Source organism: Bradyrhizobium sp. B039 (assembly GCF_038965675.1).
Lineage (GTDB): Bacteria > Pseudomonadota > Alphaproteobacteria > Rhizobiales > Xanthobacteraceae > Bradyrhizobium > Bradyrhizobium diazoefficiens.
Window position 1 is genome coordinate 4,725,730 of sequence record NZ_CP152416.1, and the last position, 13,929, is coordinate 4,739,658.

The 13,929-nt window shown below is 64.3% G+C and carries 9 protein-coding genes, 1 tRNA gene and 1 pseudogene; 8 read left to right on the plus strand and 3 right to left on the minus strand.

Annotation, left to right across the window (positions count from 1 at the left end; all coding sequences use genetic code 11):
• Positions 1-58: 58 nt before the first annotated feature.
• Complete coding sequence (locus AAFG50_RS22085; RefSeq protein ID WP_011087382.1) at positions 59-439, plus strand: hypothetical protein; 381 nt, start codon at positions 59-61, stop codon at positions 437-439.
• On the opposite strand, the gene AAFG50_RS22090 is transcribed toward AAFG50_RS22085, so the two are convergent.
• A complete protein-coding gene (locus AAFG50_RS22090; protein WP_011087383.1) occupies positions 399-2,063 on the minus strand; it encodes a beta-1,6-glucan synthase in 1,665 nt (554 codons plus the stop codon). The genes AAFG50_RS22085 and AAFG50_RS22090 overlap by 41 nt on opposite strands.
• A gap of 223 nt (positions 2,064-2,286) precedes the next feature.
• On the opposite strand from AAFG50_RS22090, the gene AAFG50_RS22095 reads away from it, so the two are divergent.
• The 5 genes and pseudogenes from AAFG50_RS22095 (at position 2,287) to AAFG50_RS22115 (ending at position 7,998) form a co-directional block, all read left to right on the plus strand.
• Positions 2,287-2,883: a hypothetical protein gene (locus tag AAFG50_RS22095; RefSeq protein ID WP_011087384.1), complete on the plus strand. Its 597-nt coding sequence runs from the start codon at positions 2,287-2,289 to the stop codon at positions 2,881-2,883.
• Between the two features lie 218 nt (positions 2,884-3,101).
• The gene (locus AAFG50_RS22100; protein WP_028173956.1) at positions 3,102-5,771 is read left to right on the plus strand and encodes a glycosyltransferase; all 2,670 of its coding nucleotides are present in this window, start codon (positions 3,102-3,104) and stop codon (positions 5,769-5,771) included.
• Between the two features lie 329 nt (positions 5,772-6,100).
• A tRNA-Lys gene (locus tag AAFG50_RS22105) sits at positions 6,101-6,176 on the plus strand.
• A 637-nt stretch (positions 6,177-6,813) separates the two neighbouring features.
• A pseudogene (locus AAFG50_RS22110) lies at positions 6,814-7,050 on the plus strand (hypothetical protein); the annotation flags it as partial.
• 735 nt (positions 7,051-7,785) lie between these two features.
• Positions 7,786-7,998, plus strand: a complete 213-nt coding sequence (locus AAFG50_RS22115) for a hypothetical protein (protein ID WP_028173955.1) — start codon at positions 7,786-7,788, stop codon at positions 7,996-7,998.
• A gap of 333 nt (positions 7,999-8,331) precedes the next feature.
• Here the strand turns inward: AAFG50_RS22115 and AAFG50_RS22120 are convergent, their stop codons facing one another.
• On the minus strand, positions 8,332-9,000 hold the full coding sequence (locus AAFG50_RS22120) for a hypothetical protein (protein ID WP_028173954.1): 669 nt from the start codon (positions 8,998-9,000) through the stop codon (positions 8,332-8,334).
• Positions 9,001-9,271: 271 nt separating this feature from the next.
• On the opposite strand from AAFG50_RS22120, the gene AAFG50_RS22125 reads away from it, so the two are divergent.
• Both AAFG50_RS22125 and AAFG50_RS22130 read left to right on the plus strand, forming a co-directional pair.
• Positions 9,272-9,442, plus strand: a complete 171-nt coding sequence (locus AAFG50_RS22125) for a hypothetical protein (RefSeq protein WP_165448161.1) — start codon at positions 9,272-9,274, stop codon at positions 9,440-9,442.
• A gap of 701 nt (positions 9,443-10,143) precedes the next feature.
• Complete coding sequence (locus AAFG50_RS22130) at positions 10,144-10,386, plus strand: hypothetical protein (RefSeq protein WP_011087435.1); 243 nt, start codon at positions 10,144-10,146, stop codon at positions 10,384-10,386.
• 63 nt (positions 10,387-10,449) lie between these two features.
• Here the strand turns inward: AAFG50_RS22130 and AAFG50_RS22135 are convergent, their stop codons facing one another.
• On the minus strand, positions 10,450-13,554 hold the full coding sequence (locus tag AAFG50_RS22135) for a DEAD/DEAH box helicase (RefSeq protein ID WP_039185169.1): 3,105 nt from the start codon (positions 13,552-13,554) through the stop codon (positions 10,450-10,452).
• Positions 13,555-13,929: the final 375 nt, after the last annotated feature.

Genomic DNA, 13,929 nt, shown 5'->3' on the forward strand with positions numbered 1-13,929 from the left:
GACAGAAAAGTTGGTCGCCCCTGTTGCCCCCTCCCGTCATCCCGACCATATTGCGCGCATGACAAAAAAGCCCTTCCGCCTCACGCCCTACCAGGTGCAGTTCCTGATCGTCGTCGGCTTCGTAGCCGTCGGTTATGCGATCTATCTGCGCTATCTCGGCATCGAGAACTCGAACGTCGGACTCGCCTGCGACGCCGGCTTGCAGACCCTGATGTGCAAGGCGCGTTCGGTCTCGACCGTACTGTTCAAGAATTCGGTGTTCGGCATCGTCGCGCTGGTGGTGGCGACGCTGAACCTGATGCGGCCGTCGATCGTGCTGCTCACCGTCGGCGTTGTCGCCGCCGGCCTCGGCATCGTGCTCTACAATGTCGTGCTGTCGGGCCTCGCGATCGGCCTGCTCATTCTTGGCTTTGCTCGGCCCGCGCCCGCCACAGCGTGAGCGCGAACAAGAGATACATCGCGCAGGTCCACAGCGACTGCCAGTTGTCGCGGCCTTCGTTGAAGAGCACATAGGCGGCCGACAGCGCGAGCACGCCTGCGAACACCGCTTCCGCGATCGGACGCACGCCGATCTGCGGCCGGTTCAGCATCAGGATCGCGAACGGCACCACCGCCATCGTCAGCGCGGCGTAGGGGAAGTCGTGGTAGCGCGGGTCGAACACGAAGGCGAGCGCGGTCTGTGCCGCGATCACCGCCGTCACCGCCAGCGTGAGGCCGAGCACGGCGGTGAGCTTTGACCATTTCCGCCCCTCGCTCGGGCCGAGCAGATCAAGGAAGGTCGGCAGGCTGCGGCCGATCACCAGCGCCTGCGCGCAGAAGATCGGCGACAGGATGCCGGCGGCGAGCAGCGCACCCCAGTGCAGCCAGCCGCCCCAGCCGTAGCTCTCATAGTACACCTTGTCGGCGCCGACCCCGAGCAGGACGCCTGCCGTGGTCGCCGAGATGGCGACGCCGAGCCAGGTCGAGAAGCGCGGCGTCCAGGGCCGCCGGCGCAGCGTGATGATAGCGACCGCGAACACCAGCGCGCAAAGGCCCATACCCGCGCCCATGTACCATTTCCAGTACGGGAAATTGCTGATCGGCTCGCCCGGCGGATATTTCAGGTTCCGGCGCACGGAGTCATAGAGACCCCAATAGCCGCCCGCGGTACCTTCCAGCTTGCGCTTCCACGGCTGGTCGTAGGACTCGATCAGGTTGACGCGGAACTTCTGCGCCTTCGCAAGGCTCAGGATTTCAGAGACCACGCGCGCTTGGTTGGTGCGCGACGGCAGCGCGCCCTCGCGCATGCGCCCTTCGCTCGGCCAGCCGGTTTCGCCGATCAGGATTTCCTTGCCCGGAAACGCCACCGCCATGCGCTCGCGGATCTGTTCGACATGGGCAGCCGCGAATTTCGCGCGCACCGGAACGTCTTCCCAATAGGGCAGGATGTGGATCGTCACGAAGTCGACGGCCTCGTAGACTTCGCGATTCCTCAGCCAGAACTCCCAGACATCGGCATAGGTGACGGGCACGCGAACCTGCACCTTCACCGCGCGGATGAAGGAGACGAGGTCGGCCGTCGTCATCTCGCCGCGCAGCAGCACCTCGTTGCCAACGATGACCGAGGTGATGATGTCGGGGTATTCCTTCGTGAGGCGAACGGCGAGCGCGACCTGCTCAAAATTCTTGGCGCGGTTGCTGGAGAGCCAGATCCCCTGGAGCACCTTGAGCCCGCCGACCTTGGCGGCGATCGCCGGAACCTGGTCGAGCCCGTTCTCCATCGAATAGGTGCGGACGCAGTCGGTGATCTCCTTGAGCTGGCGCAGGTCCTGCTCGATCTGGTCGGCCTCGATATGGGTCCATGCGTTCAGCGGCGACTGCTCGCCGCGGAACGGCGCGTAGGAGACGCACTGAACCTTGTCGGCGGGGTCGATCGGGGCGCGCGCGAGCGTGATTGGCGTGGCCAGCCACCACCACACGGCAGCAATCGCACCCAGTGAAACGAGCAGAAGCGCCAGTGGCGTACGAAGTGAAATCGGTTCCGTCCTCCGCGAAGCGCCGTCGATTACCTGCTCGCGCGCCATCTGCCAAGGGGGTGGTTCGGAGCGGATCCCTCCCTCCCCCAAGGAATTTACCTGCGGCCGTTCGACAGAGGCCTAGGATCGTGACTTTGCTGGACAAAATTCGAAATACAGGTCATGCAACTGGCCGGGAATTTTCCGCCGCATTGGAGACCCATTTGGACGCCATCACCGACGCGTCCGCGGGATCCTGACGCGGGCGGTCAGCGGAGAAGTTGGGGAATTCATGCGGCAACGGGTGCGTCAGTCACGAAATGCGGTCCTGCGGCAGTTCGCCGCCACCTTGGCCGTCTCCTCTCTTCTGGCCTTGGCTGGTCTCGCTGGCGCCTCCGCCCAGAGCGGCACGCCCGCCCCCGATCAGGGCAAAGCCGCCGCCCAGCCCGCCGACGCCGCCGCCAAGGATGCCGCCCAGAACCAGCGCCGCACCGACGAGTTCGCCGAAGCCGCCCAGGTCATCAACGGCCCGGCCGGCAACCCCGAATGCGTCTGGCTCGGCCGGCGCGTGGTGCGGCTAATGTGGCGGGATGACCTCGATACCGCGTTCCGCCATCTCGACCTCTACGACCGCTTCGGCTGCCCCGGCGGCCACATCCAGGCCGCCTTCCGCTGCCTGACCCGCTTCGGCGGCCAGATCGATCCCAAGGTCGCCGAGACCCTGGACAGCCGTGTGCACGCCTGCTGGATCAATCCGGCCTCCCAGCCGCAGCAGGCGGCGGCCGCGGCATCCCAGCCGGCAGCGCCGACATCGGGCAACGCGCAGGCCCCGCAGCCCGCCGCGAGCCCCGCGCCTGCGGCAAGCCCGACACCGGCGCCCCAGAAATAGCAGCGGGTCGCTTCAGCCTCCGTTCATGAACGACCGGCCATAGAAACGATTGGCACTGCGACGCGTTCTTCGAAAAAGGACATGCCCTCATAAGGACATGAGGCCATGACAGTTGTGAAACCGCGCGGCAGAGATATGCTCCATTTGCCGCGGACTCGGTCGGATCTCGGGGTCAGATCCGCTTCCCTGCCACCCCAGCCCCTTTTGGTTTAGCCGCGATGCGCGTTGTCGCCGCCGTTCTGTTGCTTGTGTCCGCACTTCACGCTGGGCTGTGGGGAGTCTTGCGCGACAAGGAACCCGCGCCCGACTTCAGGAGTCTGCTCCCCAGCGTCTCCTACGCGCCGTTCGAAGGCTCGGCCCATCCCGACATCGACAACATCCCGACCGTCGAGAAAATCCGCGCCGACCTGAAGACGCTGTCGACGATGACGCGCGCGATCCGCCTCTATTCGTCCACCGGCGGCGTGGAGCTGGTGCCGGCGATCGCGGCCGAGTTCGGTCTCAAGGTCACCGTCGGCGCCTGGATCGACAAGGACAAGGATCGCAACGAGCGCGAGATCAAGGCCGCCATCGAGCTTGCCCGCAAGAACAGCAACGTCGTCGGCGTCGTTGTCGGCAACGAGGTGATCTACCGCGGCGAGCAGAAGGTCGAAGACCTCATCGACATGATCAAGAAGGTCAAGGGCGCGGTCCGCGTGCCCGTCACGACCGGCGAGATCTGGAACATCTGGCGCGACAATCCGGACCTTGCCTCCAACGTCGATTTCATCGCCGCGCACGTGCTGCCCTATTGGGAAAACTTCCGCTCGGACCAGGCGGTCGACCAGGCCGTCGACCGCTACAACCTGTTGCGGAACCTGTTCCCCGGCAAACGCATCGTGATCGCCGAGTTCGGCTGGCCGAGCCAGGGCTACAACTTGCGCAACGCCGACCCCGGTCCGTTCCAGCAGGCGCTGACCTTGCGCAACTTCGTCAGCCGCGCCGAAGCCATCGGCATGGAATACAACATCGTCGAAGCGATCGATCAGCCCTGGAAGTTCTTCGAAGGCGGCGTCGGTCCGTACTGGGGCATCCTCAACGCCAGCCGCGAGCCGAAATTCGCCTGGACCGGCCCGGTGGAGAACCCTGATTACTGGAAGCTGATGACGATCGCGCTGCTGGTCGGCGTCCTCTTGTCGCTTCCGATCCTGCGGCTGCAGCAGCCGACCGCCAGGCAGGCGTTCCTGCTGTCGGCGACCGCCAACGGCGTCGGCGCCTGGGCCGCCACCGTGTTCGCGTTCTGGAACGGGCACTATTTCATCTTCGGCTCGGCCTTCGCGCTGACGCTCGGCATGATCCTGCTTGTTCCGCTGGTGCTGATCGCGATGGCACGCATCGACGAGATCGCGGCCGTCGCCTTCGGCCGGCCGCCGCAGCGGCTGCTCGCCAAGAGCAAGCCGGTCGAGAACGTTCCCGAAAATTACTACCCGAAGGTCTCGATCCACATCCCGGCCTACTTCGAGCCGGTCGAGATGCTCAAGCAGACGCTCGATGCGCTGTCGCGGCTGAACTACCCGAACTACGAATGCGTGGTCATCATCAACAACACGCCGGATCCCGCCTTCTGGCAGCCGATCCAGGACCACTGCCGCGCGCTTGGCGAACGCTTCAAGTTCATCAACGCCGAGAAGGTGCAGGGCTTCAAGGCCGGCGCGCTGCGCATCGCGATGGACCGCACCGCCGTCGATGCCGAGATCATCGGCATCCTCGATGCCGACTATGTCGTCGATCCCGATTGGCTGAAGGACCTCGTGCCGGCTTTCGCCGACCCGCGCGTCGGCCTCGTGCAGGCGCCGCAGGAACATCGCGACGGCGACCTGTCGATCATGCACTACATCATGAACGGCGAATATGCCGGCTTCTTCGACATCGGCATGGTCCAGCGCAACGAGGCCAACGCCATCATCGTGCACGGCACGATGTGCCTGATCCGCCGCGCCGCGATGGACATGGCCGGCGGCTGGTCAAGCGACACGATCTGCGAGGATAGCGATCTCGGCCTTGCGATCCAGGAGCTCGGCTGGGTCACGCATTACACCAACCACCGCTACGGCCAGGGCCTCTTGCCCGACACCTACGAGGCCTTCAAGAAGCAGCGTCACCGCTGGGCCTATGGCGGCCTCCAGATCGTGAAGAAGCACTGGCGGCACTTCCTGCCCGGCCGGAGCCGGCTGACGCCGGACCAGAAGCGCGAATACGGCCTCGGCTGGCTGAACTGGCTGGGAGCCGAAAGCCTCGGCGTGGTCGTGGCGCTGCTCAACCTCGTCTGGGTGCCGATCGTTGCCTTTGCCGACATCGCCATCCCCGACAAGATCCTGACGCTGCCGATCATCGGCGCCTTCGTCGTCTCGCTGGCGCATTTCCTGTCGATGTACCGGGCGCGCGTCGCGATCAAACCCGGCCAGATGCTGGGCGCGATGATCGCGGCGATGAGCGTGCAGTGGACGGTGTCGCGCGCGGTCGCGCAGGGACTGATCACCGAGCACATCGCCTTCGCGCGCACCTCCAAGGGCGGCCTGTCCAGGATGTCGATCGAGTTCCAGGCGTTCTGGGAGGCCGTGATCGGCGCCCTGCTCCTGATCGGCGCCGGCGTGCTGATCGCCTCCAACAGTTTCCGGCAGATCACCGAGATCTACATCTTCGCCGGCGTGCTGGTGCTGCAAAGCCTGCCGTTCCTGGCCGCGGTCGCGATCGCGATCCTCGAGCTCAGCCGCATCAACTCGTTCCAGTTCTGGCGCGACAGCGCAATCCGCACCGCCGAGCTGATTGGCCTGCGCCCGGTCGCGCTGCCGACCCCCGCCGGCACGCCGCAAGCCGTGTCGAACGAGGTGCGGCGCGAGGCGAACTGACGGCCGGGTGGCCTCTCGGCGCGGGTGAAACCTCCGCGCCGGCAAGCCACAGGCAGCGTTCGGAGTGGATAGCGGGCCGCCAATCGGGTTGAAAATTCCGGCTTAAGCTGCGGACACCGCGAGCAAATCCCCGCTCCTGCCAAGAGTTGCGGCAGCCACCCGCGCTATTGACCTCAGCAGCCACTCACCCTACACAGCGCGGGCCGAAAGCATGATCCGGAAACAGCCGGTTTTTCCCCGCGACGCGAGCTTCAGCGCAGCGGTAAGACATGCTTCTCGAATGTCCGAAGACGATGGCGATCGATCTTGAAAGCCATCCGCGGCCATGGGAGCGCGTAGCTCAGCCGGTAGAGCACGTGACTTTTAATCACGGGGTCCTGGGTTCGAGCCCCAGCGCGCTCACCAAGCAAATTCAATAGCTTACGGCAGACCATCAACCGATTGAAAAAGCCCCGTGTGGGCACTGTGCTGACAATTCGATTGCTGCTCTCCCGGTCGGAGATCTCGGCCCTGTAATTGTTCGCCGTAACAAGCAGGCCGGCGCGCTCCTCAGCCGTGGTCGCCTGCCCTGCCAATTCCAGGCAGATGCGCTCCATGCGCGCGAGTTCGTCGATGTCGTGTTGATATTGCCCCATGCGGCTGATCAGACTCCGGCGCCCCGCTCAGGACAAGGACGGGCCGCGTAAGGAGCCTTCGACCGCGACACGCGTTAAGGACCAGAGCAGGAGGACGGAGGCGGGTTATGAGTACCATCCCCCTAGACCTTCAACGAAGGTTCGAACAGCGCTGGGCCGCCCGATTTCCGCCGTCGGGGGGAGCGGTTGCAACTCGATGGGATCGGCCTGAAAAGCATGATCGACAGCTGGCCACGCCCAGAAAGGGCAAAAGAAAAAATCGCCAAGCGAACCTAGCTCGTTCAAGTTCAGCGCCGACGGCGTGAGCGCGGGACCGAAGCCCCCACGACGCGCAGTAGCTCGCGCGCGTTCCGAGACCCAAGGGATTGATAATTTGACTCTGGCCTGCGCCGCGTTTCGATGGCGGCATGCCCCGCCCTGCCCGCCGCCACACGCCCACGCACGTTGACGGCCGCCCCGTCAAGATCACCTTCGGCGAGATGCGGGAGATGGGCTTGCGCGGCGTCCTCGTCTATTGCCATTGCGGCCATCATATCGCTCTGAGCGCCGATCGCTGGCCTGACGATGTTCGCCTCTCTGGTATCGAGCCGCGCTTCATCTGTGCCGGTTGCGGCCGCCGCGGAGCTGAGGTCAGGCCAGATTTCGAGAGCGGCATGCCGCCGCAGTTCGCGAGCTCGAACGCACGTGAGACCGCTGCAAAAAGGCCATATTTCGCGTGCGAGTTGATGAAGCGGGAACTTTCGGCAATTGGATACATTGCCGGTCTCGCCGCTTATCGCGTCCCTCGGGCCTGAGGAGCAGTCGTTGAACCGGGAATTAAAGGAATTCCGCAGGCTCGAACGCGCTTGCAGAGAGCACGCAGCCATCGCTTCCCTCGATCTTGAGCGTGAGGGTCTTCTCAAGGTGGCGGAGTATTATCGGAAAGCTATCGAAGCTTGCAACGCCACCCCACAGCGGACAGCCACCCGTAAATTTCCCAAGGAAGGCCCGCCAGCGTGAACCGTGGCGCTGCCTTTCCACGTCCCCACACGCAGCGACCCCGCCTCGCTGATAGCGTGGAAGGGCCGCCTGCCTTTCCTTGCTGGGGCTGGAAGGGGCAAAGCCAGCACGGTCGGCAAGTTCAATTTACGCCGGTGAAGTGGCGAAATGAACTGCCCAAAAGGGGCACTCCGTCGGAGGCGGAGGGTCTGCGAAAACCACACGGACCCGCTGAACAGACATCACGTCGCCGAGCTCAGTCCCAAGGGCAAGGAACCGCATTGGGGACGACGCAAGCTGAAGCGGGATCAATGATCGTCTTCTCTCGGGAGACGCCACACGATTTTCATTTTTAGTCGGAATCAAATTGAGCCGTTGCTTCAATTATAAGGACGTCATTCATGACCAAGGAAAATTGCCTGATCGTCTACGTTGCTGGAAGACAGTTGGATCTGCTGCGAGGAGAAGCCTCCCGCATTGCAAAGGACAGTAAACTTGATTGGTGGATCGATCATGCCGATGTCGGCACGCGCTTCTGCTTTGAAGATGCGAAGGCGAAAGAAACCTTCGCTCTCACCTGCGACAACTTCGGCGTTCCGTGCCGCGACGGCTAGGAACTAAGCCCAACGGGAAAAGCCGCAGGGTGGTTCCAGCCCCCACTGCGGCATTCCCGGACAACTAGAAATTGGCTGGTACTCAAATCTCGCCGGTGTTCTCACAGTAGAACACCCCGTTCCGAAAATGGACTCCGTACAACTACCGGAGTTCGACGTCTCACGGATTGCAGCTTAAGAGCGAGCGTGGCACGGCTTGCATTCCAGCCCCCAAGGCTCCCGGCTGCCGATTCAATTGCGGATCAGAGCGCCGGGAGCGCCGAGGCCCGCCAGCGTGAACCAGCGGGCCAGTTCAGTGCGGGCACAGTCCCAAGCGTTTCGTTCGACCTATCTTCAGCTTTCCGGCGCCGCAACTGCAGCCGGCATGCTCAGCGGCGCTCCACCAACCGAAACAGGCCCCACCGACTTCGACTGCCGGACCATCCGTTTGCGCATCGCCGCGGACAGTCCATAGCGAGCATTCGCTCTTCGAATGGAGGACGTGACGTCCGACATCATTGCGCCTTGCAGCGAGTCCACCTTCGCGATCAGCGTGGACAGCTGCGAAGATATCTTCCTCACGTCGAAGCGTTCGTCCGTGATGCTCTGGCGCAGGGACAGCAGCACCATTGTGTCCTGCTGCAGCAGGGCGGCATTTTGCTGCAATGCTTGGTTGTTCTCCTGCAGCGAAGCCGTGTGCTGCTGCTGGGCCGACTGGATATCCTTCAAGGCGGCGACGACCGGATCCGGTTTCGGTGCGGGTGCGTCCCGGCGCGGAAGCAGTTCGGCCAGACTGCCGATATTCAACGACGAGAAATCGGCCGGCGATGTATAGATGGCCGCCGAGCCGTTGATGGCCAGGGCACACACCGACAGCGCCAGGACCGATTTCCGGCTGGAGCGCTTGATCGGAACTGGAGCTTCCGGTGCGGCGGGTTCGGGCGCTGCGGCTGCGAGCGCGAGCGCTGCCGGGTCGAGTTGTTCGACGAGGCCTTGCGCTTCCAAAGTCGTGGTCATCTGCATTGACCTCATGAGCGAGCAAAAGGAAGCCGACGCCGGAACGTCCTCGCGACGGCTCCTCTACGCAGCACCCACCTACAACTGTCTAAAATTGTAGGCTTTTCGGCTTAATTTCACGTTAGCGGCCGGGCCGCCCGGCAGGCCCGGCCGCCCCGGCCGATTGCGGGGCCCAGGCGATGGAATGAGCAATGGGGCAGCCTGCTCCGAAGCGCGACAAAGCCGCGAGACAACGCCCTCAAAAGGTGTAAGATTCAGCAAAACAGGAGGGAGCGGCATGTTTGAAATCAACGGTTTCGACACGGCAGGCGTCGTCAGCCTCAAGCGGCTGTCACTCGAGGCCGCCCTCAAGAAGGCCAGAGAGCTCGTCGCGGACGGGTGCTGGGACGTTCAGATCGTTGATCCAACCGGCCGGATATACACCTCGTTCGAGGAGCAGGCCGCGTAGCCGCCCCGCCTTCCCTTTTCAGAAATCACCCAGCCGTCGGATCGCGCTTCGCGAACTCCTGGCGTTGCCGTGATCCAAATGAAAACCCCAGCGCCTGGTGGGAAGCGCTGGGGCGTTTTCAAAATATCAATCGGTAAAGCAATGCGGCCTTCATAGCAGCGGCCTCGGAGACCGACTGTGAGCCGGTTCACAGCACGTCGCCGATTTTTCCATATCTGCGACGGTCGCCAGCGCTGGCCGACAACGTAACCGATCCGCTATCCGCCTCGACCGACATTGGACGAGGCGCTGTTCAGCCACCGCTGCGTTGCTTCATCGCTCCAGCCGGGGACCGCGAAGCGCGCCCGCGGATTCACGTCCGCGCCGGAACGATCGACCGCGGGAGAGCGCGGATGATGTGCGCGGGAGCGTTGCGCCGTCGCCGCGTTTGCGGCGGTGCACAGGACGATCAACAGACCCATGGCCAGAACAGAGCGCATCGTATCGGTTCCAATCGAGTAACCCGCTCGGGCTGATGTGATGCGCCAACCGTCCCGCCGCAATCTGACGCGGCATCACAGCTAAGCGATAGATACGCGAGCGCAACGCCCTTGCGGTGGCACGAACCGCCGCTCAACGCCCGCGCGCCGCGCCGTTGCCAATCAACTCATTTGGGAGCACGCTCTCTCCAGGCGCTCAAGACGCCACACAGGGAGAGACACATGAAGGAATCGGGCCTGGATGGCCGCCATCGGGACAAGGATGGCGGGATCAGCAAGAAGCACGGCAACACGCTGGTTGGCACGTTGCGCAAGATCTACGGAAAGGGTTTTGCGGCCGGCTACCCCGATGCGACCCAGCTCAGCGAGGTCCTGGCTCAGCTGAACGAGACGTCGCTGAGCCAGTTGCGCCGCGATCACGACACCGGGCATTTGGGGCACAAGATCGACCACGCCTCGAAGTGACTGATGTCACCTGTCTGATTGACCCGGCTGGATGAAGACGGCGCCAGATCGGCGCATCCGTCCTCACCCCTCGTCCAGCACCTCGAACAACTCTTCAACCCGCTCGAACGGCGCGTCGCGCATCTGGCTGTGATAGACGACGCGATCGCCGTCGCGCTGCAGTGACTTCCCTCTCGACTTCCGCAACCGTCCGGGCAGGAACGTTGCGGCCACCGCCCCGAGGCCGACGTCGAGCCGGATGATGCCCCTTCGCTTGCATTCGAGCCTGAGCTTCGCGGCGGCAAAGAAGTCGCGCGCGACTTTCGGCAGCGGGCCGAAGCGGCGGGAGGTTTCCTCCTCGAGGTCGACGAGGTCGTCCTCGCTGCTGCATCTTGCGGCGCGCGCATAGAGTTCGAGCCGCACGGGCTCGGAATGCACATAGGTCTCGGGCAGCATGTCCGCGACCGGCAGGTTCAGGTCGGGCACCCACACCGCGGCCCGTTCCTCGTCGACCTTCTCCGAAGCCATTTTCAGCAGGTGGCTGTAGAGCACGGGCCCGAACACCTGGACATGGCCGGATTGCTGCTCCGAAAACAGGTCGCCCGCACCTCTGAGATCGAGATCGCGCTCGCTGATGGCAAAGCCGGCGCCCGGCCGGCTGAACTCCTCGAGCACGGCCAGCCGCTTCTCCGACTGCCCGGAATTCGTCTCGGTCAGCAGATGGGCGAACGCGCGGATGCCGCTGCGTCCGACCCGTCCGCGCAGCTGATGCAACTGGGCAAGGCCGAACTTTTCGGGCCAGCAGACCACGATGGTGTTCGCACGCGGAATGTCGAGGCCGCTCTCCACGATGTTGGTCGCGAGCAGGACGTCGGCCCTGCCCTCGACGAAGCTCATCATCCGGTCGTCGATCTCGTCGGCAGCCAATCTGCCGTGCAGACACACGATGCGAAGATCACCGGCCACCGCCTGCACCCGCGCCAGCATCGGATCCAGATCCTGGATGCGCGGACAGATCAGAAAACTCTGGCCATGGCGCCGCTGCTCGCGCAGCAACGCCGACGCAATGGCCGCATCCGACAGCGGCGCAATCCTGGTTGCGACCGGAAGCCGGTGAACCGGCGGCGAGGCGATCACGCTGAGGTCGCGGAATCCGGCAAGGCCCGCGGCGAGCGTGCGCGGGATCGGCGTGGCGCTCATCATCAGCACATGGACATTTTTGGCGAGACTGGAAAGCCTGGCCTTCTCCGCCGCGCCAAAATGCTGCTCCTCGTCGATGATGACGAGGCCGAGATCGTCGAACTTCACGTCCTTGCCGCCGAGCGCCTGCGTTCCGACCACGACCTTGATCCGGCCGCTGCGCAGTCCCTCCCTGGTCGCCCGCAGCTCGGCGCCGGATGTCGCCCGCGACAGGTTCCCCACCTCGATGTCGAACGGGGCGAAGCGCTTCTGGAACGTTGCGACATGCTGCCGAGCCAGCACCGTCGTCGGCACCGCGATCGCCACCTGCTTGCCCGACAGCACCACAGCGGCAGCCGCCCGCAGCGCCACCTCGGTCTTGCCAAATCCCACGTCGCCACAGATCACCCGGTCCATCGGATGGCCGGATGCGAGATCCTCCAGCACGTCGCGGATCGCCTTCGCCTGGTCGACCGTCGTGAAATAAGGAAAGCGCGCGACGAATTTCTCATAGGCCGATCCCGGCGGAACCAGCTTGTCGGCGCGCCGCCTGCGGCGCTGGCTGATGTGCTTGGCCAGCACCTTGCCGGCGATCTGGATTTCGCGCTCGGCCTCGGTGCGGCGGGCCCACCATGAGCTGCCGTCCGCCTTGTCGAGCGCCAGCTTGCCGGGCTCGGTTGCGTAAGGCCACATCAGCGCCAGATCGGGCGGCGGCACGAGAACCGCATTGTCGCCTGCGAACACCAGGCGGATCATCTCGCGCAGTGCGCCGCCGCCCGTGTTCACGGTCTGCAGGCCATCGAGCACGGCAAGGCCGCGCTGGAGATGCACGACCACCGTGCCCTGCTCGGGCACGTCGGCATGGTCGAAGGCCGCGCTCCAGGCCCGCGCCATCGGCTGCGCATGATGCGCCCGGCTGCCGAGCACGTCGGGCGCCGTCACGACAACGAGCGACTTTTTCCCCGGGACGACGAAGCCCGCATCGAGATCGGCCAGAAGCGCCGCCTCGCCGCTCCGCCCGCGCGCAGCCTCGTCCCAATCCTCGCAGCGCTGCGCCTTGACGCCGCCCATCCGCTCCATCACGCGCAGGTCGTCCTCCTGCGCCGCGACCAGGATCAGCCGCGAGCCGGCCCGGCGCGTCTCCTCGACAAAGGCACGCAGCGCCTTCCTGGAGGAGGTCAGCTTCGAAAACTCCGGGATGGGCTGGAACGACGCTGTCCGCGGCAACACCTTCATGCCCCTGGAGAGCTGCTTCCAGTCGCGCCGTCCGATGTATTCGCGTTCTCTCTCCGCGCGAGGCGCGGCCTCCTCGATCGTGCTGAGCCAGCCGTCGACATGCAACGGGACCCCTGCATCGGCGATCCATTTGGCGCGCCCGCAATAGTCGAACAGCGTCGCGCGCTTGCCGCGTTTGCCGGCGAAGGCCAGCCGCTCCGACATGGGATCGACCAGAAGCTCGCTGGTCTCGAAGATGATGTCGTGCTCTTTCGGATCGAACGCCACGATCCGGCTGATGGCGCGGCCTGAATGCTCGATCCGGAACGGCCCCAGCGCGCCCGCGGGAAATATCTCGAAGGTCTGTCCGTGAAACAGGGCTCCGCCCGGATAATCCGGCTCGTCCTCGAGATCGTATCCCAGCTCTTCGAGGCGCCCGCGCAGGTCCCGCTCGGAAAACGCGCCGCCCACCTTCAGGCTCACGCTCAGGCGCGACAGGCTCGCAGGCGGCGGCAGGCGCTCCATCACGGCTTCCGCCGTCGAGACCAGAAAGAGCGGCTTCCTGGATTTCGCGAGGCGTCGCAGCACCGAGGCTCTGCGCCCTGCCAGTTCGTGCGACGGCTCGAGCTGATCGAACGGCAAAGTGTTCAATCGCGGAAACACCAGGACCTCGCAGGCGGGATCGAGCGCGTGAATGACGCTACCGAGCCGCTCCGCCCTGTTCTCGCTCTCGGCGAGAAAAACGATGCCGCTGCGTCCGGACTGCTTCCATTGTGCAAGCAGATGCAGAGCCATCGAACCGAGGGGCGATGAAGACGAGATCGTGGCGCGCTGCGATCCTTTGCCCTTCTTTGGCGATGTCTTGGTCGCCTTCGCCTTTTTGGAAAGCCTCACTTGAATCCGTCTCTGGTCGTAAACTGTCACCCACCGAACACGAGCCGCCTCATTGTCGATTCGGCGGTTCGCCGCCATCCATATGGGATTTGCCCTGCCAACGCACGCCTCGTGGCAACGTTCGGAGCGCCATCGCGCTCCCGAAATCTTTGGCTGTGGATCGGAACTCGCCGCTTCCGAAGCATTCAACGCGGCGTGGGACCTGCTTCTCTGGATGCACGGGCTGCTGCGATCGAGGACGCGCTGCTCGCATGTCCAGCACGAAAAACCCCAGCG